This is a genomic window from Variovorax sp. YR566 (genome assembly GCF_051992195.1).
GTDB lineage: Bacteria > Pseudomonadota > Gammaproteobacteria > Burkholderiales > Burkholderiaceae_C > Variovorax.
This window is the reverse complement of the sequence record NZ_CP197092.1, coordinates 3,478,851-3,503,700: the sequence shown is the minus strand read 5'-3', so window position 1 is coordinate 3,503,700 and position 24,850 is coordinate 3,478,851. Positions and strand designations below refer to the sequence as shown.

Annotated in this window: 23 protein-coding genes, 2 tRNA genes and 1 riboswitch; of the genes, 15 read left to right on the top strand and 10 right to left on the bottom strand. The window is 68.1% G+C overall.

Going from position 1 to position 24,850, the window contains the following annotated elements:
* Window positions 1-77 precede the first annotated feature (77 nt).
* Window positions 78-178: riboswitch (TPP riboswitch) on the top strand.
* A 76-nt stretch (window positions 179-254) separates the two neighbouring features.
* Window positions 255-1,592 carry a purine-cytosine permease family protein gene (locus ACTG4X_RS16340; RefSeq protein WP_440534295.1) on the top strand — a complete coding sequence of 446 codons (1,338 nt, stop codon included), beginning with the start codon at window positions 255-257 and terminating at the stop codon, window positions 1,590-1,592.
* Here the strand turns inward: ACTG4X_RS16340 and thiD are convergent.
* Window positions 1,531-2,385: a bifunctional hydroxymethylpyrimidine kinase/phosphomethylpyrimidine kinase gene (gene thiD, locus ACTG4X_RS16335; RefSeq protein ID WP_440534294.1), complete on the bottom strand. Its 855-nt coding sequence runs from the start codon at window positions 2,383-2,385 to the stop codon at window positions 1,531-1,533. The two genes, ACTG4X_RS16340 and thiD, sit on opposite strands and share 62 nt — an antisense overlap.
* Before the next feature lie 44 nt (window positions 2,386-2,429).
* Here thiD and ACTG4X_RS16330 point away from each other — a divergent pair, with 44 nt between their 5' ends.
* The 7 genes from ACTG4X_RS16330 (at window position 2,430) to ACTG4X_RS16300 (ending at window position 7,966) form a co-directional block, all read left to right on the top strand.
* On the top strand, window positions 2,430-3,521 hold the full coding sequence (locus ACTG4X_RS16330; protein ID WP_440534293.1) for an FAD-dependent oxidoreductase: 1,092 nt from the start codon (window positions 2,430-2,432) through the stop codon (window positions 3,519-3,521).
* Window positions 3,518-3,715, top strand: coding sequence for a sulfur carrier protein ThiS (thiS, locus tag ACTG4X_RS16325; RefSeq protein ID WP_093074833.1), 198 nt, complete (start codon window positions 3,518-3,520; stop codon window positions 3,713-3,715). Before ACTG4X_RS16330 ends, thiS begins: the two co-directional genes overlap by 4 nt.
* Window positions 3,716-3,733: 18 nt before the next feature.
* Entirely contained in the window at window positions 3,734-4,546 is an 813-nt protein-coding gene (locus tag ACTG4X_RS16320) for a thiazole synthase (protein ID WP_440534292.1), read from the top strand.
* Window positions 4,543-5,481 (top strand): thiamine phosphate synthase, encoded by a 939-nt coding sequence (locus tag ACTG4X_RS16315; RefSeq protein ID WP_440534291.1) that lies wholly within the window; start codon window positions 4,543-4,545, stop codon window positions 5,479-5,481. Before ACTG4X_RS16320 ends, ACTG4X_RS16315 begins: the two co-directional genes overlap by 4 nt.
* Before the next feature lie 5 nt (window positions 5,482-5,486).
* On the top strand, window positions 5,487-7,613 hold the full coding sequence (locus ACTG4X_RS16310; protein WP_440534290.1) for a TonB-dependent siderophore receptor: 2,127 nt from the start codon (window positions 5,487-5,489) through the stop codon (window positions 7,611-7,613).
* A gap of 49 nt (window positions 7,614-7,662) precedes the next feature.
* Window positions 7,663-7,738: transfer RNA gene (locus ACTG4X_RS16305), tRNA-Asn, on the top strand.
* Between the two features lie 152 nt (window positions 7,739-7,890).
* Window positions 7,891-7,966 (top strand) — tRNA-Asn (locus ACTG4X_RS16300).
* 78 nt (window positions 7,967-8,044) lie between these two features.
* Here ACTG4X_RS16300 and ACTG4X_RS16295 read toward each other — a convergent pair.
* Window positions 8,045-10,945 carry an autotransporter family protein gene (locus ACTG4X_RS16295; RefSeq protein WP_440534289.1) on the bottom strand — a complete coding sequence of 967 codons (2,901 nt, stop codon included), beginning with the start codon at window positions 10,943-10,945 and terminating at the stop codon, window positions 8,045-8,047.
* A gap of 191 nt (window positions 10,946-11,136) precedes the next feature.
* On the opposite strand from ACTG4X_RS16295, the gene ACTG4X_RS16290 reads away from it, so the two are divergent.
* Together ACTG4X_RS16290 and ACTG4X_RS16285 are read left to right on the top strand one after the other, a co-directional pair.
* A complete protein-coding gene (locus ACTG4X_RS16290) occupies window positions 11,137-12,000 on the top strand; it encodes an AraC family transcriptional regulator (RefSeq protein WP_093054926.1) in 864 nt (287 codons plus the stop codon).
* A 371-nt stretch (window positions 12,001-12,371) separates the two neighbouring features.
* Window positions 12,372-12,773, top strand: a complete 402-nt coding sequence (locus ACTG4X_RS16285) for a GreA/GreB family elongation factor (protein ID WP_093054479.1) — start codon at window positions 12,372-12,374, stop codon at window positions 12,771-12,773.
* A gap of 27 nt (window positions 12,774-12,800) precedes the next feature.
* Here ACTG4X_RS16285 and ACTG4X_RS16280 read toward each other — a convergent pair whose 3' ends face one another.
* Window positions 12,801-13,019: a hypothetical protein gene (locus tag ACTG4X_RS16280; RefSeq protein WP_440534288.1), complete on the bottom strand. Its 219-nt coding sequence runs from the start codon at window positions 13,017-13,019 to the stop codon at window positions 12,801-12,803.
* Between the two features lie 227 nt (window positions 13,020-13,246).
* Here ACTG4X_RS16280 and ACTG4X_RS16275 point away from each other — a divergent pair, with 227 nt between their 5' ends.
* Window positions 13,247-14,152 carry a CsgG/HfaB family protein gene (locus tag ACTG4X_RS16275; RefSeq protein WP_093054475.1) on the top strand — a complete coding sequence of 302 codons (906 nt, stop codon included), beginning with the start codon at window positions 13,247-13,249 and terminating at the stop codon, window positions 14,150-14,152.
* 27 nt (window positions 14,153-14,179) lie between these two features.
* Here ACTG4X_RS16275 and ACTG4X_RS16270 read toward each other — a convergent pair whose 3' ends face one another.
* Window positions 14,180-14,584: a GFA family protein gene (locus ACTG4X_RS16270; RefSeq protein ID WP_093054473.1), complete on the bottom strand. Its 405-nt coding sequence runs from the start codon at window positions 14,582-14,584 to the stop codon at window positions 14,180-14,182.
* Window positions 14,585-14,671: 87 nt separating this feature from the next.
* Here ACTG4X_RS16270 and ACTG4X_RS16265 point away from each other — a divergent pair, with 87 nt between their 5' ends.
* From ACTG4X_RS16265 to ACTG4X_RS16255, 3 genes are all read left to right on the top strand, one after another.
* Window positions 14,672-15,658: a helix-turn-helix transcriptional regulator gene (locus tag ACTG4X_RS16265; RefSeq protein WP_440534287.1), complete on the top strand. Its 987-nt coding sequence runs from the start codon at window positions 14,672-14,674 to the stop codon at window positions 15,656-15,658.
* 124 nt (window positions 15,659-15,782) lie between these two features.
* On the top strand, window positions 15,783-16,487 hold the full coding sequence (locus tag ACTG4X_RS16260) for a response regulator transcription factor (protein WP_093054469.1): 705 nt from the start codon (window positions 15,783-15,785) through the stop codon (window positions 16,485-16,487).
* A 1-nt stretch (window position 16,488) separates the two neighbouring features.
* A complete protein-coding gene (locus tag ACTG4X_RS16255; RefSeq protein WP_440534286.1) occupies window positions 16,489-18,357 on the top strand; it encodes a sensor histidine kinase in 1,869 nt (622 codons plus the stop codon).
* 10 nt (window positions 18,358-18,367) lie between these two features.
* Here the strand turns inward: ACTG4X_RS16255 and ACTG4X_RS16250 are convergent, their stop codons facing one another.
* The 5 genes from ACTG4X_RS16250 to ACTG4X_RS16230 form a co-directional block, all read right to left on the bottom strand.
* The gene (locus ACTG4X_RS16250) at window positions 18,368-18,709 is read right to left on the bottom strand and encodes a hypothetical protein (RefSeq protein WP_093054465.1); all 342 of its coding nucleotides are present in this window, start codon (window positions 18,707-18,709) and stop codon (window positions 18,368-18,370) included.
* Between the two features lie 19 nt (window positions 18,710-18,728).
* Window positions 18,729-20,216, bottom strand: coding sequence for a DegQ family serine endoprotease (locus ACTG4X_RS16245; RefSeq protein WP_440534285.1), 1,488 nt, complete (start codon window positions 20,214-20,216; stop codon window positions 18,729-18,731).
* 73 nt (window positions 20,217-20,289) lie between these two features.
* Window positions 20,290-21,624, bottom strand: a complete 1,335-nt coding sequence (locus tag ACTG4X_RS16240) for an ATP-binding protein (protein ID WP_440534284.1) — start codon at window positions 21,622-21,624, stop codon at window positions 20,290-20,292.
* Window positions 21,621-22,280: a response regulator gene (locus ACTG4X_RS16235; protein WP_440534283.1), complete on the bottom strand. Its 660-nt coding sequence runs from the start codon at window positions 22,278-22,280 to the stop codon at window positions 21,621-21,623. The genes ACTG4X_RS16240 and ACTG4X_RS16235 overlap by 4 nt, the downstream gene beginning before the upstream one ends.
* A 51-nt stretch (window positions 22,281-22,331) precedes the next feature.
* On the bottom strand, window positions 22,332-23,102 hold the full coding sequence (locus ACTG4X_RS16230; RefSeq protein ID WP_093054457.1) for an IclR family transcriptional regulator domain-containing protein: 771 nt from the start codon (window positions 23,100-23,102) through the stop codon (window positions 22,332-22,334).
* 141 nt (window positions 23,103-23,243) lie between these two features.
* On the opposite strand from ACTG4X_RS16230, the gene pobA reads away from it, so the two are divergent.
* Window positions 23,244-24,425 (top strand): 4-hydroxybenzoate 3-monooxygenase, encoded by a 1,182-nt coding sequence (gene pobA / locus ACTG4X_RS16225; protein ID WP_093174049.1) that lies wholly within the window; start codon window positions 23,244-23,246, stop codon window positions 24,423-24,425.
* Here the strand turns inward: pobA and ACTG4X_RS16220 are convergent.
* Complete coding sequence (locus ACTG4X_RS16220) at window positions 24,422-24,838, bottom strand: SRPBCC family protein (protein WP_307614016.1); 417 nt, start codon at window positions 24,836-24,838, stop codon at window positions 24,422-24,424. The genes pobA and ACTG4X_RS16220 overlap by 4 nt on opposite strands.
* Window positions 24,839-24,850: the final 12 nt, after the last annotated feature.

Sequence of the window (24,850 nt, the reverse complement as noted above, 5' to 3'; positions counted from 1 at the left end):
GCCTCGCAAAGGCACGCATGCTGTTGCGGCTTCCCCGCAGGGGATAAACTCCGCCCCGCGCCGTGGGTTCCTCGCGGCGTACTTGCTAGGGGTGTTGGGCGGCTTGCCGTCCGGCTGAGAAAGTCCCTTTGAACCTGATTGAGGTAATCCTCGCGCAGGGAAGCTGGTCCGGTGGCCTCTCACGTTCTCTCGCGTGATGGCCGCGCCACTGGGGCCCCGCCCACCTGCCAAACCTTTTGCACTGGAGCAAATGGATGGCAAACGACAACAACGACGCGACCGTCTCGAACGAGGCGCTGACGCCGCTGCCCGCGTCCCAGCGCGTGTTCGGCTGGCACGACCATGCTTCGCTCTGGTTCAGCCTCGGCGTGGGCCTGCTGGTGATGCAGATCGGCGCCTACCTGGTGCCGGCCGTGGGTACGCGCGATGCGGTCATTGCCATCGTGCTCGGCTCCTGCGTCGGCGCCGGCCTGCTGGCCTGGACCGCGCGACTTGGCTGCGAGAGCGGCCTGGCGAGCGCCGGCCTGATGCACGCCACCTACGGCAGTGCCTTCGCGCGGCTGCCGGTGCTGCTCAACATCGTTCAGCTGGTGGGCTGGACCACCTTCGAGCTGGTCATCATGCGGGAAGGTACGCAGGCCATCGGCCAGTCGGTGGTCGGCCCCTCGCTGGGCACTGCCTGGGGCGGCGTGCTGACCACGCTGCTGTGGGGCGCGGTGCTGCTGGCGCTGCTCGCGGGCTCGATGGTCAAGCTAGTGCGGCGCTTCGTGAGCCGCTTCGGCCTGCCGCTGGTGGTGCTGTCGCTGATCTGGCTCACATGGCAATTCGCGACGCGGCTTCAGGCCAAGGGCCTGGACGCCTTCTGGGCACGCCCGGGCGACGGCACGATGGGCATGTTCAGCGCGCTCGACCTCGTGATTGCGATGCCGGTGTCTTGGCTGCCGCTGGTGGCCGACTACGCGCGACATGGCAAACGTAATGCCGGAGGGCTGGGCAGCGCGTTCAGCGGCACCTGGATCGGCTATGCGCTGGCGAACATCTGGTGCTACGCATTGGGCGTGATGGTGGTGAGCGTGGCCGAGCCCGGCGTGAGCCTCGTCACCGCGCTGCTGCTGGCGCAAGGCGGACTGGTGGCGCTGGGCCTGATCCTGATCGACGAACTCGACAACGCGTACGGCGATGTCTATTCAGGCTCGGTCTCCACGCACAGCCTGCTGCCGCGCTGGAGCGTGAAGCGCTGGGGCCTGCTGCTGGCCGCGCTGTGCATCGCATTGGCGCTGGTGCTGCCGATGCACACGCTGGAGCCCTTCCTGCTGCTTCTGAGCTCGGTGTTCGTGCCGCTGTACGGCGTGATCATCGGGCGGCTGGGCAGCGGCCAGTCGGTATCACTGGCCGGTACGCGCCAGATCGACTTCGGCGCGGCGCTGATCTGGATCGCGGGCATCGCGGCGTATCACGCGCTGGCCAAGTGGGCGCCGCAGTTCGGCTCCGCCCTGCCGACGCTGGCGGCGACCTTCGTGCTGGCCTGGCTCAGCCGGCCGAAGCTGACAACGGCAGGCGGTGCGTCGGCACTGGCGCAAAGCCGTGGTTGAGGGGGCCATGACCCGCGCCGATCTTCACATCCGCACCGGCAGCCATCGCGCCGAGGATGTAGGTGCGCGCCCGTTCGACCGCCTCGGGCAGCGCCGCACCCAACGCAAGGTGCGCGGCAATGGCGGACGACAGCGTGCATCCCGTGCCGTGCAGGTTGCGGCTGGCAATGCGCCTGGAAGCCAGGCGCCTGCGCTCACCGCCGGATTGCAGCAGCACGTCGACCACCTCATCGCCCGGCAGATGGCCGCCCTTGAGCAGCACGGCCTTCGCGCCGAGCGCGAGCAACTCGTTTGCCGCGTCATCGAGCGCATCGACGCCATCGATGGCATGGCCGATCAGCAAGGCCGCCTCGTCGAGATTGGGCGTGACGACCACGGCGCGCGGGAACAGTTCGCGCACCAGCACCTGCACCGTCTCGGCGGCGATCAGGCGGTCGCCGCTGGTGGCGACCATCACGGGGTCGAGCACCACGTTCTTCAGCTGGTAGCGGTCGATGGCCCAGGCCACCACCTCGACCATCTCGGGCGCATGCAGCATGCCGAGCTTGACGGCATCGACGCCGATGTCCTCCACCACGGCCTGGATCTGCGCCTTGAGGAAATCGGGCGGCACACCGTGGATGCCCGATACGCCGAGCGTGTTCTGCGCAGTGAGCGCGGTGATGGCCGTCATGCCGTAGCAGCCGAGGGCCGCGAAGGTCTTGAGATCGGCCTGGATGCCGGCGCCGCCGCCGCTGTCGGAGCCGGCGATGGAAAGCACGCGTGCGTAGCGCTGGGTGGGTCCTTGGGTCATGCCGAAAATTATCGGCGGTATCGGCAATGCGAAGGAGCACGGCTGTGAGCCTTCCTTTTCAATCGGCCGCCATCCTCGGCGCGGGCCTCATGGGCCGCCTGCTGGCGGTGACGCTCGCGCAGGCTGGCTGCAAGGTCGATCTGTTCGAAGCCGGCAGTCCCGATGCCGAAGGCGCTGCCGCGCGCGTGGCAGCGGCAATGCTTGCGCCGCTTGCCGAATCGGCCGTGGCGCCGGTGTCGGTCGTGCGCATGGGGCAGCACGCGCTCTCGCGCTGGCCCGAACTGCTGGCCTTGCTGGCGCAGCCCGTTTTTTTCCAGCGCGACGGCACGCTGGTGCTCTGGCACCGGCAGGATAGCGCCGAAGCCGCGCGGCTTGCACGCGTGCTCGCCAGCACCGGCACGCAGGTGCCCGAACTCGCGCCAATGCAGACGCTCGACGGCCCGGCCATTACAGCGCTGGAACCTTCACTGGGCCAGCGCTTTGCGCAGGGCCTGTTCCTGCCCGGCGAAGGCCAGCTCGACAACCGTGCGCTGTTGGCCTCGCTGCTCGCGACGCTGCAGGCCAGCCCTCGTGTCACGCTGCACTGGCAATCGCCACGCGCACCGTCTGATTTTTCACCCGGCACGACAGGCCAGCCCGACTGGGTGATCGACTGCCGCGGCCTCGGCGCCAAGCCCCAGTGGAGCGCGCTGCGCGGCGTGCGCGGCGAAGTAATCCGCGTCCATGCGCCCGAAGTGAGCCTGCAGCGCCCCACCCGCCTCGTGCATCCGCGCTACCCGCTCTACATCGCGCCCAAGCCCGGCAACCTGTTCGTGATCGGCGCGACCGAGATCGAGTCCGACGACATGTCGCCCGCCAGCGTGCGCTCAACGCTCGAACTGCTGAGCGCCGCCTATGCCGTGCACAGCGGCTTCGCCGAAGCGCGCATCGTCGAGATCGCCACGCAGTGCCGCCCCACGCTGCCCGACAACCTGCCCGCCATCCGCCAGCCGCAGCCGCGCGTGCTGCAGATCAACGGCCTGTACCGCCACGGTTTCATGATCGCGCCCGCGCTGCTCGACGCCGCGATGGAGCTGCTCGCGCACGGCCACTCGGCCCTCGCAAGGAGCTTCGGCATGGAGACCTCCGACACATGAACATCCTGATCAACGACAAGCCTTTCGTGCTGCCCGACCACGCCACGCTCACCGACGCGCTGGCCGCACTGAACGCCACGCCGCCTTTCGCGGTGGCCGTGAACCGCGAGTTCGTGCCGCGCTCGGCGTATGCCGCGCGCGCACTGCAGTCCGACGACCGCATCGAAGTGATCCGCCCCGTGACGGGCGGCTGAATGATGGAGACAAAGAACATGACGACCACGAACGACCCACTGGTGCTCTACGGCGAAACCTTCCAGAGCCGCCTGCTGCTCGGCACTGCGCGCTACCCCTCGCCCGACTTGCTCGAAGCCGCGGTGAAGCGCGCAAAGCCAGCGATGTTGACCGCCTCGCTGCGCCGCCAGACGGCGAGCCAGGGCTCTGGCAACAGCGACCTCGGCAACGGCTTCTGGGAGTTGCTGCGCAAGCTCGACGTGCCGGTGCTGCCCAACACCGCCGGCTGCCACAGCGTGCAGGAAGTGATCGCCACCGCGCAGATGGCGCGCGAGCTGTTCGACACGCCTTGGATCAAGCTCGAGCTGATCGGCGACGACTACACGCTGCAGCCCGACACGCTGAACCTCGTCGATGCGGCCTCGCAGCTGATCCGCGACGGCTTCAAGGTGCTGCCCTATTGCACCGAAGACCTGGTGCTGTGCCAGCGACTGGTCGATGTCGGCTGCCAGGCGGTGATGCCATGGGCCGCACCCATCGGCACCGGCCGCGGGCCGGTCAACCCCTATGCGCTGCAGGTGCTGCGTGATCGGCTGAAGGTGCCGATGCTGGTCGACGCGGGCCTGGGGCTGCCGTCGCATGCTTGCCAGGTGATGGAATGGGGCTACGACGGCGTGCTGCTCAACACAGCCGTTGCGCTGGCGCAAGACCCGGTCGCGATGGCGGGCGCTTTCGCCGATGCGGTGCAGGCCGGCCGCACCGCATATCGCGCCGGCGCCATGGCAGCGCAAGACGCCGCCCAGCCGAGCACGCCCGTACTCGGCACGCCCTTCTGGCATCACGCACCATGAGCACCGCGAACGACGCCCGCGCCATCGCGCACGCCATTGTCGCGGCCCACGGGCTGCGCTTTGGTGCCATCACATCCGCGCCCATCAGTGCACCGAACTTCTCTTCGGACGATCCGGTCTACCGCGGCGCCAAGCAGGCCTGCACGGCCCTCGGCTTCATCGAGATCGATGCCGAATGCCTGGCCCATGCCTGGCGCGCACAGACACAACGTCTGAGCAACTTCGACGCCACGCTGTGGCCCGACGCGCCCGAAGACTTCGGCATGCGGCCGTTTCCGCCCACCGCGCGCGACGACGCATTTCCGACCTGCCCCGAACGGCTCGGCCTGTACGCCGTGCTGCCCGACGCGCAATGGGTCGGCCGCATGGCGCGTGCAGGAGTACCGACAGTGCAGCTGCGCTTCAAGTCCGACGATGTCGCAGCCATCGAGCGCGAAGTGCAGGCGGCCGTTGAAGCGGTGCAAGGCACCGGTGCGCTGCTCTTCATCAACGACCACTGGCAGATCGCCATCGCGGCCGGCGCCTACGGCATTCACCTCGGCCAGGAAGACCTGGACGCGCTCTCGCCCGACGAACTGGCGCAACTGCGTGCTTCGGGCCTGCGGCTGGGCGTCAGCACGCACGGCTATGCCGAGATGGTGCGCGCCGACAAGGTGAGCCCGAGCTACATCGCGATGGGCGCGGTGTACCCGACCACGCTCAAGAAGATGGCCACCGCGCCGCAGGGCGCGGCCCGGCTCGGCGCCTATGCACGCCTGCTGCGCGGCTATCCGCAGGTCGGCATCGGCGGCATCGATGCCGTGCGGCTGCCCGAGGTGCTGGCCACCGGCGTCGGCTCCGTCGCCGTGGTGCGCGCGCTGGTCGCGGCCGAAGACCCCGAGGCCACGGCCGCGCAATGGATGGCAGCCATGAGCACCGCTGCGGTCAGCAACTGAACAGAATGAAGCAACACACCCTCTCGCCTCTCTCGTGCGCCATCGCCGCAGCCCTTCTTGCCACGGCCTGGAGCGCCAGCGCGCAACAGGCCGCGCTGCCTGAAGTCACCGTCAACGACGCGGCCGCGGCGCCGCAAGCCGACGTCAGCGGCTTTGGCGACGTGCCACTGCGCGAACTGCCGATCTCGGCCACCGTGATCGACAGCAAGCAGCTGCGCGACAGCGGCGCACGCCGGCTCGCCGACCTCACGCAGTTCGACGCCTCGGTCACAGACGCCTACAACTCCGCGGGCTACTGGGACTACCTCACGGTGCGCGGCTTCGTGCTGGACAACCGCTTCAACTACCGGCGCGAAGGCCTGCCGATCAGCGCCGAGACATCGATTCCGCTCGACAACAAGGAGCGCGTCGAAATCTTGCGCGGCACCAGCGGCATCCAGGCCGGCACCAGCGCGCCGGGCGGGCTGGTCAACTACGTCGTGAAACGGCCCACCGAGCAAGACCTGCGCACGGTGCGCATCGAGACCACGAGCCGTGGCAGCGTGCTCGGCGCGCTCGACCTCGGCGGGCGCTTCGGTGAAGACCGCCAGTTCGGCTACCGACTCAACGTGGCGAGCGAAAACCTCAAGCCGCTGACGCACAACCTCGACGGCAACCGCAACCTTTTCTCGCTCGCGGCCGACTGGCGCATCACGCGCGACTCGGTGCTGGAGTTCGAGATCGAGCAAAGCCGCAAGACGCAGCCGAGCCAGAATGGCTACAGCCTGCTGGGCAACGTGCTGCCGGCGCCGGTCGACCCGCGCATCAACCTCAACAACCAGCCGTGGTCGCAGCCCTCGGTGTTCAAGGCGCTGACGGGTACGGTACGCTTCAGCCAGGCGCTGAACGCCGACTGGCGCTGGAGCGCGCAGATCGGCCAGCAACGGCTGAAGAGCGACGACCGCCTGGCCTACGCCTTCGGCTGCAGCGCCGAAGGCAACTACGACCGGTATTGTTCGGACGGCACCTTCGACGTCTACGACTTCCGCAGCGACAACGAGCGCCGCACGCAGACGGCGGGCAGCCTCAACCTCAAGGGCAATGTGATGACGGGCAGCGTGCGGCACGAGCTCGGCTTCGGGCTGCTGCAAAGCCGCGTGCGCAACCGCTTCGACAACCAGGCCTACAACTACGCGGGCACCGGCAACATCTGGGGCACAGCCGTGGTGCCGGCGAGCCCGGACGCCACCACGCCGCAGACCAACCGCGACGAGCGCTCGACCGAACTGTCGGTGCAGGACGCGATCCGCTGGAACGATCGCTTCACCACCTGGCTCGGCGTGCGCCACACGCGGCTCGACCGCAGCAGCATCGGCAACGACGGCTCGAGCCCGACCGGGTACAAGCAGGACGTGACCACGCCGTGGATCGCGGCAAGCTACACCATCCAGCCGGGGCTGCTGGCCTATGCAAGCTGGGGCAAGGGTGTCGAGTCGCAGGTCGTGCCGAACAGGGTCTCGCAGTACAGCAACGCGGGGCAGGCACTGCCCGCGCTCACCTCGCGCCAATGGGAACTGGGCCTGAAGGGCGGCAGCGAGGCATTGAACTGGCAAGTGGCATGGTTCGACATCTCGCGGCCGATGACCAACATCGACCTGTGCGGCGCCTATTGCGAAGTGCGCAACGACGGGCGCGCGGTGCATCGCGGCCTGGAGGCCGGTGCGCAATGGAGCCAGGGGCCGTGGCGCATCGGTGGCAGCGTCGCGGTGATCGATGCCAAGCGGCGCGGCAGCACTGCGAATCCGGCGCTCAATGGGCAATCGCCGACCAACGTGCCCAAGGAAGTGCTGCGTGCGCAGGCTGCGTACCGCGTCGCATCGGTGCCGGGCCTTGAAATCGCGGGGCAGCTTTCGTATGAAGGCCGGCGCAACGTGCTGCCCGATGGTTCGATCACGCTGCCTTCGTGGACACGCGTCGATGCGGTGCTGCGCTACGACACCAAGCTGCGCGGCGTGAACACGAGCTGGACGCTGGCCGTCGACAACTTGTTCGACCGCCGCTACTGGAAGGAATCGCCCTACCAGTTCAGCCACGTGTATCTGTTCCCGGGTGCGCCGCGCACGCTGCGTCTGGGCCTGAGCGTTGCGCTTTGAACGCACTCTTGAGAAGCCGTAAAAAAGCACGCTATAATCTAAGGCTTGTTCCTCGATAGCTCAGTTGGTAGAGCGCCGGACTGTTAATCCGTAGGTCCCTGGTTCGAGCCCAGGTCGAGGAGCCACTACAAAGCCGCAAGGCCTCTGAATGCCCCGCTACTCAAAAGGTAGCGGGGCATTTTCAATTGCGGTGTTGCAGACAGTCATCGCATCAGCGCAAAAAAGCAGCCGGCCGGCTCAGGATCGGTAAATCCATTGCATATAATTTAGGGCTTGTTCCTCGATAGCTCAGTCGGTAGAGCGCCGGACTGTTAATCCGTAGGTCCCTGGTTCGAGCCCAGGTCGAGGAGCCAATACAAGCCGCAAGGCCTCTGGAAAGCCCGCTGTCTTTTACGGACGGCGGGCTTTTTCTTTTTCTTCGCTTCACAACGCTACCAGCGCGCGCGCACGCCAGCAGACCCTTGCAACGACGACCGTGCCCGCGTGTCGCCGCCCATCGCATAGAGGCGACCGATCTCGCCATAGACACTGGCGGCTCGCGAAAGCGGCAAGGTAAATCCACCGGCCAGCTCCACGCTGCGGTAGCCGGTGGCACTGGCGATGCGCGTGACGGCCGCCGCGTTGATGAACTGCGCGACGTCGGTGCCCGCGCTGGCGCTGTAGAGGTTCAGGCGTGCATAGGGCTGCAGCAGGCCGGCGGCCGTCGCAACTTCACCGCGCACGCGTACGCCAAGGCGGCCTAGCCAACCGCCACCGGTTTGCTGCGACACATTGGCACCGGAGAGAACTGCGTCGTCGAGCTTCAGCTTCTGATAGACGACCTGGGCCTGCGGCTCGATGCGCCAGCCCGGAGCGAGCCCGAAGGCCTGTCCGACCTCCAGCGACGCCAGCAGGCCGCGGCCCTTGCCCCAACTGGCCTGGTTGCCCGTCGCTTCCACGCCGTAGCGGTGGCTGCCGCCCTGCAGGACGGCGTCGGCATAGCGATCGTTCTCACCGTCCTTCCACGTGGCGTAGGCCGCCAGGTAGCGCGAGCGCAGGTCGTTGCTGCCCACAGTGCCCTGCACGCCACGCGCAAAGCCTTGCACGCCGACACGGCCTTCGAGCTGGCCGACGTACACACCGGCGCGCCATGCCGAGCCCGTTGGCGCATACAGGTCCACACCGGTCTGGAAGCCGCGCAGGCGCCCGTCGCTTGAGGGCGTGACCGTACCTTGCTGGCGCAGGTCGATGTCGGCGTACACCAGCCGGCCCCATGCGGCACGCTGGCCCTGCGGCGCACTTTCATTCGACGCGACACCATCGCCATCGCCCATGCGCCGGTGCAGGTTGCCCAGCATCGCCAGATCGGCCCGCCGAAGTTGCGACGGCAGCGCGGCGAACAGGGGAACCTCGGCGCGGTAGGTTGGCAAGGTCGCGGTGGCCGGGCCTGTCGGACTCGCGGTCGCCGGCGCGGTCGAGCGCAGGTACCAGTTCTCGCCGGCCCCTGAGGCGTCCGCGCTGTAGAGGCGGTACTCGTAGGCGCCGGCGTCCACATGGCCGCCAGCCAGGGAGAAGCCATTCTTCGTGGTCTGCGCCGTGGTCGTCGCTCCATTGATGGCGCTCACGAGCATGATGCCGTCGCCCGTCGTCAATGCGCCAAGGCCGCCTGCATTGCTCACTTGCAGCGTGGTGGTGCCACTCACGGTGCCTGCGTTGATGACGATGCGATCAGTCAGTGAGCCGGAGTCCCCGAGGGCAGTGCGCATGCCCACGATGCCGCCCTGCCCCACCCAGTTGCCGTTGACGGTGAGCGTCTGCGGCACGAAGCCGGAGCCCGCCGAACCAGGCGGCTGGAAGTCGATTCGCCCCGCGAGCGTCACGCTGCTCAGCGACGAGCTGCCCGTCATCGTCCAGCGGCTCGTGGCATCGACGGTGAGGTCCACCGGATCGATGCTGCCCGCGAGGCTGGAACCGTTCAACAGGCGCATGTCGACGACGCTGGTGGTGTCCGTCACGACGTTGCCGCTCAGCGTGCTGCGATCGGCGGTGAAGGTGAGGCTGCTGCCGTTTAGTGCCTGCAGCAGGTTGCCGGAGCTGCTGGCGGTGGCGCTCGTGTTCTTCAATGTGAGCACCGCGCCAGTGGCTGCATCGACGCGCACGAGGTCGCCCGATACGCTTGTGATTGCAAAGCCGTCGAAGCTTGCCGTCTGGCCTGAGCCCGAGAGAAAGCCCAGCGCACTGCCAGCGGCGGTGATGGAGCCGGTGCCGGTGGCGCTGATCGAAGGGCCGCTGGCGAGCATCGCGGCGCCGTAGCTGCTGGCGTCGGTGGTGGTGATCGCGAGCGAGCCCGTCGCGTTGATCGCGCCGCCGCCGGTGACCAGCAGGCCCGCGGCGTACGACTCCTGCGTGCCGCTTGGCGTGTTCGCCTGAGTGACGCCGGTGGCCTGGATCGCCACGGGGCCCGCCAGGTTCACCTGCGAGCCGGCATCGCGCACCGAGATGCCGATGCTGTTGATGCCGCTCGAATGGATCGTGGTGCTCGACGATGCGGCGGCCGTTGCCACGCCGCCCGTGACCGCACGGATGCCCGACCCGTTGAGGCCCGAGTTGTTCAGGCTTGCCGTGCCCGTGTAGGTGATGGTTCCGGCGCTGGTGATCTTGAGCGCCGAGGCCTGCTGGCCGCTCACGCTCAGGTTCAGGCTGCCGTTGAGTTGCGCGGTGCCGCCAAGATCGGTCGCGATCGCATCGGACCTCGAGTCGCCAGCCGCGCTGATGACCATCGCGCCGTTCGACACGAGGCTGGCCCCCGTAGTCATGCGAATGCCGGGAGAGTACGAAGCCCCGGCTCCCATGGTGATGCTGGTGTCGCCGTTCAGGATGACGCGGGTGTTCGCCAGCTCCGCGTAAATGCCGTAGTTGCTGGCCCCGTTGGACAGCGTGATCGACAACGGCCCGTTCACGGTGACGGTGCCCCCGCTCGCCGCGCGCAGGCCGCGAATGCCCGTGCTTGCGCCGGGGCGGTCCAGCGTCAGGCCACCGAGCAGGTTGATCTGCGAGTCGGTGCCCGTCGCGTACACGCCGTTGATGCCGCTCTGGGACATCGTCATGGTGATGAGGCCCGCGGCATTGACGATGCCGCCGCCCGATGCGCCCAGTGCTGATTGCCCCCCGGGCACGCCGCTGCTGCCGTAGCTGCCGGCCGCGCTGCACACGGAGCCCGCCGTGGCCTGCAGTCTCACGCCCGAAGTGCTGGTGCAGGCCGCCATCGCGTCGCCCGCCGACCACAGCAGCAGCGCGCCGAAAAAGCATGTGCGGGGAAGGACACCAAGGGCGAAGAAATGCGGGTGCTTCAAAGACGGCTCCAGATGCACGCCATGACGATGGTGTGACAGACCGCAACTCTAGATTAGCACCAATGTATTCAATTGTGAACAAATCCGCGTTTGGAGCCTTTCTTCGGGCAGATCAGCAAGCCCCGGCATCTTTTTGAATATGCGCAAAGTCGGCTAAGTACCGGCCCGGCGAAGGATGCAAACTCCCGCGCATGGAAAGCCGTCGAACCGAGCAGGACTACCGGGCCCGCGTGGCGCGCGCAGTCGCGGCCATCGTCGCGGACCCGATGGCCGATCACCGGCTCGAAGACCTTGCGCGGCTCGCGCACTTCTCGCCCTTTCACTTCCACCGCGTCTACGCAAGCGTGGCCGGCGAAACGGTGGCCGCCACGGTCCGCCGCGTTCGGCTGGCGCTCGCCACCCGCCTGCTGGAAGGCGGTACCCAGAGCGTCACGCAGGTCGCGCTGGCCGTGGGCTACGAGAGCCCGCAAGCCTTCACGCGCGCCTTCGGCCAGTTCACCGGACAGTCGCCGCGCGCATTCCAGCAGCAGATGGCGCGGGCGATCCTCGACGTCGATGCGCTGCCGCGTTCCGGTGAGAACAACGAAGGCGCTGCACCGGCCGTGCGGATCGTCGAGTGCCCGGCGCAGCGGCTGCACGCGCTGCGGCACCAGGGGTCATTCGCGACCATTCCCCATACCCATCGGCGGCTGCGCCTGCAGGCCGGTGGGCGAGTCATCTCGGACCGGTGGGGCGCCTCGTTCAACGAACCCGAAGACTCGGCCAGCTTCAGGTACTACGCCGCCGTCGCCTCGCCCGACCCCTGGCCGGAAGACGCCGAGGTCCAGATGCTCGACATTCCCGGTGGCTGCTACGCCGTGCACCGCCTGGCCGGCCCCTACTCCCAGATCAACGCGGCCGTGCGCGCCCTCTATGTCCGGTGGCTGCCGGCCAGCGGCTACGAGCCGGACGACCGGCCCACGCTGGAGCACTACCTGAACTCGTCCCGCAAGGTCTCGCCGTCCGAACTGCGCACCGATCTGCTGATTCCCATCCGCCGCGCGAGCGCTTCGTGACCTTGTCGCAGGTGCCGGCTTTTCTCAGACAACACCTTGGCCCACATCGCGCTTACCGGCAAGGCACGTGAGGCCATTGCTTGATGGTCTCGCAGCACGTCCCTACACTCGTCCGGATGGCCCCCTCGTCCGTGTACCGCAAACACCCTGCACGCGCAGCCCTGCCCCAGGCAGCGGCAGGCCGTCGCGCGGATGTTGCCGCTGCGGCGACTACGGCGGTCTTGCGACGCACCTCCGCACTTTCCTGAGCCCGGCGGTCCGCTACCTTCCTTCCTGATGCGCGAACCATTGACCGCCGGGCACCCGCCGCGCGGCAGCGACTTCGCCCGCTCTCCTGCACAGGGCGAGGTCGCATTCAACTGGAGTGCTTCATGCTTGCAACCATTCACGGGGAGCGCACGCTCACCGAACTCGACTTCGTCCGTCTCGGCAAACTGCCGGGCCAGCAGCTTCCTCCCGCGCTCACCGAGCTTCTCGATGCGGCGGACGTGCTGCCCTCGCGCGAGGTACCTCCGGACATCGTGACGATGAATTCCCAGGTGGAGGTGGAAGACCCTGCCACGCACCAGCGGCAGAAGATCACCCTCTGCTACCCCGGCGACGCGCAGCCGGGTGAGGGCTTCGTCTCGGTGCTGTCGCCCGTAGGTATCGGCCTGCTGGGCGTGAGAACGGGCACGCTCGCACGCTGGCAGATGCCCAACGGCGCGGAAGGCGCGGCGCGCGTGGTCGCTGTGCTGTTCCAGCCGGAGGCCAACGGCGAATACACGCGTTGACGATGCCTGTGCCTCCAGGTCGGTCGATCAGTGCTTCATGACGACGCCGGTGCGGTCCTTTGCGCTGTCGATGGTCGCGCTCACGGCGCTGGTGTTGACGGCCAGGGCCACCAGGATGGAGCCGACGAAAGCCGGGTCGGCGGCTCCGGCGAAGTTCGAGGCCCCTGCGATGGCCAGGGCCTGCTGCACCTGCTGGCGGGTCAGTTCCGCTGCCGCTTCTCCAACGACGTTCTTCCTGGTTGCCATCTGAAAGCTCCTCGGAGTGAAGGCCCGACTGTAGCTGCCGGGTGGGCCACGCCCGCATGCCCATGACTTTCGGCACTGGTGCACCGGACACGCGGAATGTATGTTCGCGCGGTCGCCGGCGGCGCGTCGAATCGGGAGGTCGAACAGGCCATGGCAATTCCATCTTCGGTCTTGATCAAGCGACGTCCGCACCGGGCATCTCATTCTTTTCACCTGACAGATCGGACATGGCTTTTTCCAAACTCTCTCTCGCAAGTGCACTCGCGGGCCTGCTGGCCCTTTCAGGCTGCCAGACCATGGACATGCAAATGGGCAGCCAGTCGGCCAAGACCGTGGCCACCGGCAGCGCCGCAGGCAGCGCAACCTCCGGCGAAAGCAGCCAGCTCGAGCGCTGCGATTCGCCACTCGGCACGGTCTCGCTGATCGAGAACGTCAATGCCGGCTGGTACACCATCCTCACCGGCGAATACAAGCTGCCTCCCACTGCCAACCTGCTGCGCCTGCTGGTGCAGCAATCGAACTGCTTCGTGGTGGTCGAGCGCGGTGCAGCCGGCATGAACGCCATGACGCGCGAGCGCGCGCTGATGCAGTCGGGCGAGATGCGCGGCGGCAGCAACTTCGGGCGCGGCCAGATGGTGGCTTCCGACTACGGCCTGTCGCCCGAGATCGTCTTCAGCAACAGCGACGCCGGCGGCCTGGGTGGCGCTCTTGGCGGCCTGGTGGGTGGCGGCCGCGGCCGCGCCATCGCCCAACTGGGCGCGAGCATGCAGACCAAGGAAGCCAGCGCGCTGCTGACCCTGATCGACAACCGCTCTGGCGTGCAGGTTGCGGCCGCCGAAGGCAGCGCCTCCAAGACCGACTTCGCGGGCTTTGCGGGCCTGGGCGGCCTTTCCGCCGCGGGCGGCATTGGTGGCTACACGCGCACGCCGCAGGGCAAGGTGATTGCCGCGGCCTTCATGGACGCGTTCAACCAGATGGTCCGCTCGCTGCGCAACTACAAGGCGCAGACGGTGCGCGGCCAGGGCCTCGGCGGTGGCGGCCGCCTGGGCGTGGACGGCGGTGCGGCGCCCTCGCAAACCTCGGCGCCGGGAGCAGCAAAGCAGCAGCGCCGCAGCAGCAAGCAGGCGCAGTAGCGCACATCGCCGGCCGGCCCGCCTCGTTCAGAGGTAGCGCGTTTCGGCCGGCGGCTCGAACCAGTTGTTGTTGCGCCCGTCCATGTACCGGACGGGTGCCGCCGACAGCTCTTGCGGCGTGACGTCGTCCAGGCAGCTCACGTTCACGCTGACATAGGCACCACCGATCTCGGGCACATTGCCACGCCCGAACGACCGGATGCCGCAGTGCCTGCAGAACAGGTGCTCGGTGCTGTGCGTGTTGAACTGGTACAGCGACAAGTCTTCTTCTCCCGACAGCAGCGTGAAGGCCTCCGGCTTCACGATCGCGCCCCATGCGCGGGCCTTGGTGCAGATCGAGCAATTGCATTTGCCCGTGCCCTCGGCGAGATCGATCAGGGCCTGGAAGCGAACCTTGCCGCAATGGCAGCTGCCGTTGTATGTCTTCTTCATGGGTCTGTGTCCCGGGGTTGAGATGAAAGCCAAGGCTACGACCCATTGCGGACAGATACTGTCCTCGATCGCGGGCATCATGCGCACATGCTGTCTGCCTCTGCACGCCTGATCCGGCTTCTTTCGTTGTTCCAGGCACAACGCTCCTGGACGGGCGCCGAACTCGCCGCCCGGCTCGAAATCACCGAGCGCACCTTGCGCCGCGACGTGGACCGCCTGCGCAGCCTCGGCTACACGGTCGACTCCACCTCCGGCGTGGCAGGCGGCTACCGGCTGGGCGCGGGCACTGCCCTGCCCCCGCTGCTGCTGGAGGACGAAGAAGCCATCGCCGTCGCGCTCGGCCTGGGCAACCCGGTCGGCGCCGCTGGCGACATCGAGAACGCCTCGATGCGCGCGCTGGCCAAGCTCGAACAGCTGATGCCGCCGCGACTGCGCCGCCGGCTCGACAGCGTGCGCGCGTCGGTGGTGCCGGTGCTGCGCGGCAAGTCGCCGGTGCGGCTGAAGGCCGTGTCCTTTCTTGCCGAGGCCTGCACCGACCGGCTCGAACTGCGCTTCGGCTATCGCGACCACCACGACGCCGTCACCGAACGCACGGTGGAGCCGCACCGCGTGGTGCAGACCGGGCAGCGCTGGTACCTGCTGGCCTGGGACACGACGCGCCAGGACTGGCGCACCTTCCGCCTCGACCGCATCGTCGAACCCACGCCCACCGGCGCGCGATTCACGCCGCGCCGACTGCCCCACGGCGACGTCGCGTCCTACATGGAACACGCGCTGCAGGTGTCGCCCTATCTGCACCATGCGCAGGTCGTGGTGCATGCATCTGCCAAGGCGCTCGAGCCGTACCTCGGCTGGGTCAGCGGCACGCCGCAGGCCATCGACGAAAGCTCTACGCGCATCGCCACCGGTGCCAATTCGCTCGACGCGCTGGCTGTCTGGCTTGGCTGCCTGCCGCATGACTTCGAGGTCGAATCGCCGAAGGAACTGGTCGAGCACCTGGCGCTCGTGGCCGCCCGGCTCGGCAAGGCGGCACGCAGGCCACGGAAAGCGGTGGGCCGCCTCCCCCGTATATAGGATGGGCGGCACGTGGGCCGCCCTCTACTCTTTGCGCCATCCAGCAGCAACCCAGAGCCTTCTCCATGCGCCTCGCCCCCACGTCCTGCATGAGCGCATACAGCCTCCCCGGGCCGGCGCAAGCATGACCGCAGAAACACAGGTTGCCCTCGTCGAAGACGACACCGGCATGCGCGAGCGCATCTCGCGCGTGGTCGATGCCGACCCGTCGCTGAGCCTGGCCTACAGCGCCTCCAACGCCGCCGACATCCTCGGCTGGCTGGTCGACAACCCCATCGACGTGCTGCTGGTCGACCTCGGCCTGCCCGACCGCCCCGGGCTGCAGGTGATCAGCCAGTGCCGCAACATGCAGCCGGCCTGCGCGGTGATGGTGCTGTCGATCTTCGGCGACGAGGCCAACATGGTCCAGGCCTTCGAGGCCGGCGCCAGCGGCTACCTGCTGAAGGACGGCACCGAGGCCGACCTCGCCACCCACATCCGCCACCTGCGCGCCGGCGGCTCGCCGATGTCGCCGGTGATCGCGCGCAAGCTGCTGCGGCGCTGGCAGGCTCATTCGGGCGGAGCGCCACGGCAACAGCAACCCGCTGCCGCCAAGCCCGCCAGCACCGCACCGAGCGCTTCGACGATCGCTCCCGAACGCCTGTCGCCACGCGAGTTCGAGGTGCTCGACCTGGTCTCTCGTGGTTTCACCTATGTCGAAGTCGGAACGCAGATGGGAGTCTCGGCGTCGACGGTCCAAACCCATATCCGCAATATCTACGGCAAGCTGGATGTGCACAACAAATCGGAAGCGGTGTTCGAGGCGCGCAACCTCGGTTGGCTTCCCTAGTGTGGCCGGCGGCATTCATCGCCAGCTCTTTGCGGCGCTGCTGTGCCTGTGGCTTGCGCTGGCGGGCGTCCACGCCCATGCCGCCGGGACACCCGGCTCCACCATCGACATAAGCTCGGCCGAGGCCACGCTCGAACCTGATGGCCTGCCTGCGCAGAGGCGCTGGGTGCAGCTGCCCTTTCGCTGGGACCACGAGTTTCCCGGCCTCGGGGGCAAGGCGACCTACCGCATCGACCTGCCTGCCGCCGCAGTGCCGGGCGATGAACCCGCGGCCCTGCTGATGTCGGGCGCAGGCAACCAGGTGGCGATCTCGTTCAACGACGCGCTGGTGGCCAGCTTCGGCACGCTGGGCGTGCCGAAGCACGACGCGACCAAGAGCAACCTGCTGGTTCCGGTCCCGGCCGTGCTGCACCGTACGGGCCAGCCGCAGTCGCTGGTCGTGCGCACGACCATCCAGCGCCAGCGTGGCGCGGGGCTGGCCAGCGTCCAGTACGACACCGAGGCCTCGCTCGCGGCGCTCTATCGCGACCGGCAAAGCTGGCGCAACACCTCGGCCATCGTGTATGCCGTCAGCCTGCTGCTGATGGGCGGCATTGCCGGCGGCCTGTGGCTGCGCCAGCGCGATGCGCTCTACGGCTGCTTCGCGCTGGCCGCGCTCTCGGGCGTGGCGCGCAACCTCGACCGCGTGTGGCCCGACGTGCCGATTCCCTGGCCGCTGTGGGGCGCGGTGGTGGCGGTCTGCTATGCCTGCCACATCGGGCTGATCGCGCGCTTCGTGCTGCTGGTGCTCGAGCGCAATCCGCCGTGGCTGGTGCGCTCGATCCACGCCGCACTCGCGCTGTCGGTCACGCTGGCATGTGCTTCTTTCGCCTTTGCGCGGCCTTCGCTGTGGACCGCCGGCCTGGTCGTCCTGCAGCTGACCAGCATCGTCTGCCTGCCCTACGTGGTGTACGGCGCGCTGGTGGATCGGCGGCGCATCGCGGGCGTGCTGATGGCGGCGGGCACGCTGGCCATCCTGGCCGGCGCGCACGATCTGCTGCTGGTGCGCATGGGTCTCTTCGGCGGCGCCTACTTCACGCTGACGGCGCACGCGATGTTCTTCTTCGTGATGATCCTGGCCGGCCTCGTGGTCGAGCGCTACAGCCGCACCGTGGCCGACTACCGCGCGCTCAACACCAACCTCGCGGCCCGCGTGGCGGAGCGCGAAGATCAGTTGCGCAGCGCCTTCGAAACCGTGCGCCAGCAGAATCAGGAACAGGCCGTGCTGCTGGAGCGCCAGCGCATCATGCGGGAGATCCACGACGGCGTGGGCTCGCAGCTCGTGGGCCTGCTCAACGTGGTGACGCAGGCCAAGCCGGACCGCGCCGTGATCGAGGAGCACGTGAAGCTCGCGCTCGACGAAATGCGCATGGCCGTCGATTCGCTGCAGCCCACGCACGACGACCTGCCGACCGTGCTGGCCACCCTGCGCTACCGCCTGCAGCCGCGGCTCGACGCAGCCGGCATCGAGCTGGTGTGGGACGTGGAGGTCATTCCGCCGCTGGAGCCCTTCGCCGCGCGGGCGGCCCTGCAGCTGCAGCGCATCCTGCTCGAAGCCTTCACCAACGTGCTGAAGCACGCGGCGGCCACGCGCATCGTGATGCATGCGAGCTGGCATGGCGACGAGACTCCGTCGCTGGTGCGCATCGTGCTCACGGACAACGGACGCGGCCTGCCGACGGCGCCCCCCGGTGGTGGGCACAGGGGACACGGCATCGCGAACATGCATGCGCGAGCCCAGTCCATCGGCGCGCGGCTGCAGATCGAAACGGTGGACCCCGCAACCGGGGGAGCGCGCATGCAGCTCGACTGGCCCTGCGCACGGGCCTGAGGGGCTTCTTTCAGCGCAGCGCGAACGCCAGCGTCACCGCCCCCAGCGCCAGCAGGCCAAGGCCGGCGATGAAGACCATCTCGCCCCAGGCTTCGAGCCGCGCACCCGATCTGCGGGCGCGCATCGAGATGAAAGACAGCAACGCGCTGGCCAGGAAGACCAGCGCGTCGACGGCCAGCAGGCGATCGATCAGCAGCCGCATGTCGTCGCGCGGCCCGAGGTGCCCGATCGACATCACGGTCATGCACACGCCGATCATGGTGGCCGACGTGGGCAGGATGTGCGCCGAGAGGCCGCCGGCCGGCGAGCGTTCGTGGATCACTTCCAGCTGCAGCTTGCCTGGCGGCTTCATCGGGCCGTCGTCCCTTCGATCAGCCGATGCGAACCGGCACGAAGATCTTGTCTTCGCCGCGCTGGATCAAGAGCGCCACCGACTTGTTGCTGGCCTTGGCCACCACTTCGCGCACCTGCTCCACGCTCTGCGCCGGCGTGCCGTTGATGGCCAGCAGCACGTCGCCCGCCTGCACCCCGGCCTGCGCCGAGGGACCGGCCGCGTCTTCGATCAGCAGCCCGTTCTCGACAGCGGCCTCGCGCTTTTCCTGCGGCTGCAGCGGACGCAGCGCCAGGCCCAGCTTGCCCTGCCCCACGTCGGCATCGGCCTTCGCGGCCTTGGCGGGCTTCTCGCTCGCGTCGCCGAGCTTGGCCTGCAGTTCCTGGCGTTCGCCCTGGCGCCACACTTCGAGCGTGACCTTCTTGCCCGGCGCCTGCTGGCCGATCACCGCGGGCAGGTCACCCGAGGACACGATGGCCTGGCCGTCGACCTTGCGGATCACGTCGCCCGCCTTCAAGCCTGCCTTGTCGCCGGGGCCGCCCTTCTCGATGTTCGAGACCAGCGCGCCTTCGGGCTTGTCGAGCTTGAACGAATCGGCAAAGGCCTGGTTCACTTCCTGCACCGCCACGCCGAGCCGGCCGTGCGTGGCCTTGCCGGTCGCGACGATCTGGTCTTTCACCTGGATCGCCACGTCGATCGGAATGGCGAACGACACGCCCTGGTAGCCGCCGCTGCGGCTGTAGATCTGCGAGTTGATGCCGACCACTTCGCCACGCGTGTTGAGCAGCGGCCCGCCGGAATTGCCGGGGTTCACGGCCACGTCGGTCTGGATGAAGGGCACGTAGCTGTCGTCGGGCAGCGAGCGGCCCTTGGCGCTCACCACGCCGGCCGTCACGGTGTTCTCGAAGCCGAAGGGTGAGCCGATGGCCAGCACCCATTCGCCGACCTTCAGGTCCTTGGTGTTGCCGAGCGCGAGCACGGGCAGGTTCTTCGCGTCGATCTTGAGCACCGCAATGTCGGTCTTGGCGTCGGCGCCGAGCACCTTCGCTCGGAATTCGCGGCGGTCGGTCAGCTTGACGGTGACTTCCTTCGCGTCCTTCACGACATGGGCATTGGTGATGATGATGCCGCTGGGGTCGACGATGAAGCCCGAGCCCTGTGCGCGCACCGGCACTTCGCGCTGCTGCTGTTGCTGGCCGCGCGGGTTGATCTGGCCCTGGAAGCGGCGGAAGAACTGGAACATCGGGTCATCGGGGTCGATGCCCTGGATCTCGGCGGCAGCCTCGTCGTCGGAGGCCTTCATGGTGCCGGTCACGCTGATGTTGACCACGGCCGGGCCGTCGCGCGAGGTGATGGTCGAGAAGTCGGGCAGCGTGACCATGGCCGCGGGCGCCACGGCGGTGGCATTGGTGGTCGGCGTGCCCACGGCACGGGCGCTGGTGTAGGCACCGGCACCAACGGCACCGATCACGCCCGCGCTCGCCAGGGCAATCACCAGGGCGCGGGGCGAAGTCAGACGGGAGTTCATTTGTCGGTTCCTTTCAGGGCGCTTGGGCGCCAAAACGATGAAAGGAATGTCGTCGGTCTGACTTAAGCGCCGCTTAAACGCCCCGGCCCGCGGGAAAGCGCACCAGCACGCGCAGGCCGCCGAGGCTGGGCGACTGGTCGAGCGCCACCGTCGCCCCGTGCAGGTCGGCAATCGACTTGACGATGGCCAGGCCCAGGCCGCTGCCGGGCGCCTGCGTTTCGCCCGAGCGATAGAAACGGTCGAGCACGCGCTCGCGTTCATCGGGCGGCAGGCCCGGCCCGCTGTCGTCCACGGTGAGCTCGGCCGCGTCGCTCTGGCGGGTGATGCCGATGTCGACCCGGCCCTCGATGGGCGTGTACTTGATCGCGTTCTCGAGCAGGTTGCGCAGCAGCATGCGCAAGGCCTCTGACTGGCCGTTGACCACAGCCGCATCGGCATGCGCGATGCCGATGTCGATGCCGCGCGCCTGCGCTGCCGCCACGGCATCGGACACCGCGAGCCGCGCAACCTCGGACAGATCGACCGGCTCGGGCTTCGCACCGGCCGCCATGCTGGCTTCGTGCCGGGCCAGCGCGAGCATCTGCTCGACGAGCCGCGTGGCACGGTCGATGCCCGCCACCAAGCGGCTCACGGCGAGGTCTCGCGACGCATCGTCAGGCGCGCGCTGCAGGCCTTGCACCTGCAGTTTCAGCGCAGCCAGCGGTGAGCGCAGTTCGTGCGCGGCATCGGCGACGAAGTGCTTCTGCGCATCGAAGGCGTGGCGCACGCGGTCGAACAGCAGGTTCAGCTCCTGCACCAGCGGACGCACTTCCTCGGGCAGGTTCTCTTCGCTCACCGGCGACAGGTCGTCTGCCTGACGCGACGCTACCTGCTTACGCACGCGCGCCACGGGGGCGAGAGACCGGCTCACGACCCACCACACGACCAGCATCAGCAGCGGCGCCATCAGCGCCACCGGTGCGATGGTGCGCAAGGCCAACGTGCCGGCCATGTGGCGCCGCGCCGCCATGTCCTGCGCCACCTGGATCACCAACCCGCGCGTCTGCATCGAGAACACGCGGTAGGTGGTGCCGCGCGCGTGCACGTCGGCAAAGCCGAGCACCGCTAGCTGCGGCAGCGCGGCATCTTCGGCGGATTCGAAGATGCGCACGCCTTCGGCGGTCCACACCTGCACGACGAAATCGAAATTCTGTTCGCCGGTGCCGATGCCGCCTACCGCCGCACTCGGCGGTAGGCCTGCGCGCAACGAAAGCGCCATCTGCTGCATGTGGTAGTCGAAGATGTCGTCGGCCTCGGCGAGCACCGTGCGATAGGCCACCAGCGCCTGCGCGCCCGCGGCGAGCACGATGGCCGCCAGCAGGAACCACAGCAGCCGTGCGCGCAGCGATCCGGTCAGCGCCCTCCTCATACCTTCGGCACCATGTAGCCGACGCCTCGCACGTTGCGGATCAATTCGGCGCCGAGCTTCTTGCGCAGGCCGTGCACATAGACCTCGACCGCGTTGCTGCTGATCTCGTCCTTCCAGCTGTAGAGCTTTTCCTCGAGCTGGGCACGCGACAGCACCATGCCGGGCCGCGCGAGCAGGGGCTCCAGCACGGCCCATTCGCGGGCCGACAGCACCACCGGCTGGCCGGCCACGGTGACCTCGCGCGTGGCCGGGTTGATGCTCACGCCCATGTGCTCGTACACCGGCTCGGCGCGCCCGGCCGCGCGGCGCAACAGGGCTCGGATGCGGGCCAGCAGTTCGTCGAGGTCGTAGGGCTTGAGCACGTAGTCGTCGGCGCCTGCATCGAGGCCTTCGATGCGCTGCTGCACCGAGTCGCGCGCGGTGGCGATCAGCACCGGCATCCGCTGCTTGCGTGTGCGCAGGTTGCGCAGCACCTCGAGGCCGTCGCGCCGCGGCACGCCGAGGTCGAGCATCACGAGATCGTATTGCTGGGTGCGCAGGGCGGATTCGGCGGCTTCGCCGTCTTTTACCCAGTCCACCGCGTACTGTTCGGCGCGCAGCAGGTCGAGTACAGCCTCGCCGATCATCACGTCGTCTTCTAGAAGGAGGAGTCGCATGGTTGTGTCCGTTTCGGGGGTTCGAGGCGCGGGCCACGGCCAAAGTTCAGATCAGAGCAACGAGCGGACTTCGCGTGCGGCCTCGAAGAGCAGCGGCAGCATGTCCCGCTGCAGGGTCTCTTCCTGATAGCGCGTGCCCGACAGCACCACATTGAGCGCGGCCACCGTGTGGCCCTGCATGTCGCGCAGCGGCACCGCCAGCGCCTGCACGCCGAGCTCGTGCTCCTCGCTGGCAAAACAATAGTCGTCCTTGCGCGCGCGGGCAATCAGCTGCCGCAGGCCGCGCGCCTGCGTCACTGTGTTGGGCGTGAGCCGCGCAAGGTGACGGCCCTTGAGCCATTGCGTGAACTGGGTCGGCGCCAGCGCCGCCAGCAGGACACGGCCGGTGGAGGTGGCATGCGCAGGCAGCCGTGCACCGAGGTGCAGGCCATAGGCCAGCACGCGGGTTGGCGTGCCGTAGCTGCCGCTGCGCGCGACGATGACCACCTCTTCCCCGTCGAGCACCACCGCCGAGAACGACTCGCCGGTCTGCGCCGCGAGCCGGTTCAGCGTAGGCTGCAGCGCGCGCGGCAGACGCGACGATGCGAGATAGCTGCCCGAGAAGCGCAGCACCTTGGGCGCCATCCAGAAATAGCTGCCGTCGGTTTCCAGGTAGCCCAGGTGGGCCAGCGTCAGCAGATGCCGGCGAGCCGCGGCGCGCGTGAGGCCCGCACGCTCGGCGGCCAGCGTGGCATTGAGGCGCTGGCGCTCGGTGTCGAAGCTTTCGAGCACCGCCATTCCCTTGGCGATGCCCTCGATGAAGTCGGCTTTGGCGATGGTCATGCGTCGGTGGTTCGTCGTCCGGTCGAAGTGTTGCGCGATCATCGCGCACGCGTTCGCATGATCGCACAGAGCCTCGCGAGCCACCGCCACAGACGCCCGCATGCGGCCTACGCTCCACGAAACCCTCTCGGAGACACGAACATGCGCACCCAGGTCGCGATCATCGGCGCCGGCCCCGCCGGCCTACTGCTCGGGCAGCTTCTGCACAAGGCTGGCATCGACAACGTCATCGTCGAACGCCAGAGCGGCGACTATGTGCTGGGCCGCATCCGCGCCGGCGTGCTGGAACAGGTCACGATGGACCTGCTGGCGCGTGCCGGCGTCGACGCCCGTGCCAAGGCCGAAGGGCTGCCGCACGAGGGCATCGAGCTGCTGTTCAAGGGGGCACGCCACCGCATCGACATGCACGGCCTCACGGGCGGCAAGCAGGTCACGGTGTACGGCCAGACCGAAGTGACGCGCGACCTGATGGAAGCGCGCACGGCCGAGGGGCTCACCACCATCTACAGCGCGGCGAATGTCAGCCTGCATGACTTCGATTCGGGCAAGCCGCGCGTGCGCTACGAGAAAGACGGCCAGACGCACGAGATCGAATGCGACTTCATCGCCGGCTGCGACGGCTACCACGGCGTGAGCCGCGCGAGCGTGCCGGCCGATGCAATCCACACCTACGAGAAGGTCTACCCCTTCGGCTGGCTCGGCGTGCTGGCCGACGTGCCGCCGGTGTCGCACGAGCTGATCTACGCCAATACCGAACGCGGCTTCGCGCTGTGCAGCATGCGTAGCGCCACGCGCAGCCGCTACTACGTGCAGGTGCCCACTGAAGAGCGCGTGGAGAACTGGAGCGACGAGGCCTTCTGGAACGAACTGCGCGCGCGCCTCGACCCCGAAGCGCGCGAACGGCTGGTGACGGGACCTTCACTCGAGAAAAGCATTGCACCGCTGCGCAGCTTCGTCGCCGAGCCGATGCGCTTCGGCTCGCTGTTCCTGGCTGGCGATGCGGCGCACATCGTGCCGCCGACGGGTGCCAAGGGGCTGAACCTGGCAACTGCCGACGTGGGCTATCTCTCACGCGCTTTCGAGATCTTCTACAGCGAGAAGTCGGCCTCGGCGCTGGACCGCTACTCCGACCTCTGCCTGCGCCGCGTCTGGAAGGCCGAGCGCTTCTCGTGGTGGTTCACCTCTCTGATGCACCAATTTCCGGAAACGGGCGCCTTCGGCCAGAAGATCCAGGAGGCCGAGCTCGATTACCTGGTGCATTCGACCGCTGCCTCCACCGCGCTGGCGGAGAACTACGTCGGCCTGCCGCTGGAAGACTTCTAGGCGGCCGCCGAAACGGTACGCCCTTCGAGCGTGGCCTTCATGGCCGCACCGCCCTGCTCCATCATCGGCCCGATGTAGGCCGCCATGGCGTCGGGCAGCACGTCGGTGATCCAGACGAAGCGCGAACGACCCGCACCTTCCTCGAACACCTGCGCCGTTGCGTGGTGATGCGCGGCCTGTCCACCGGTGACGGTGTAGGCCAACCGGCGATGAGCGTCGTCGATGCCTACCAGCACCTCGCGCGCGACAAGCCCGTTGGCGAAGGTGAGGATGCGGGCACCCTCGGCGTCGATCGTGCAGCCGGTGAGAAAGCCCGGCGCGAGCCGCGTATGCACCGCGCTGAAGTCGCGCAGCGCGTCCCACACATGGGCTGCATCTGCTTCGACGATGAATTCCTTGTAGACCGTGGCCATGGCAAACCTCGC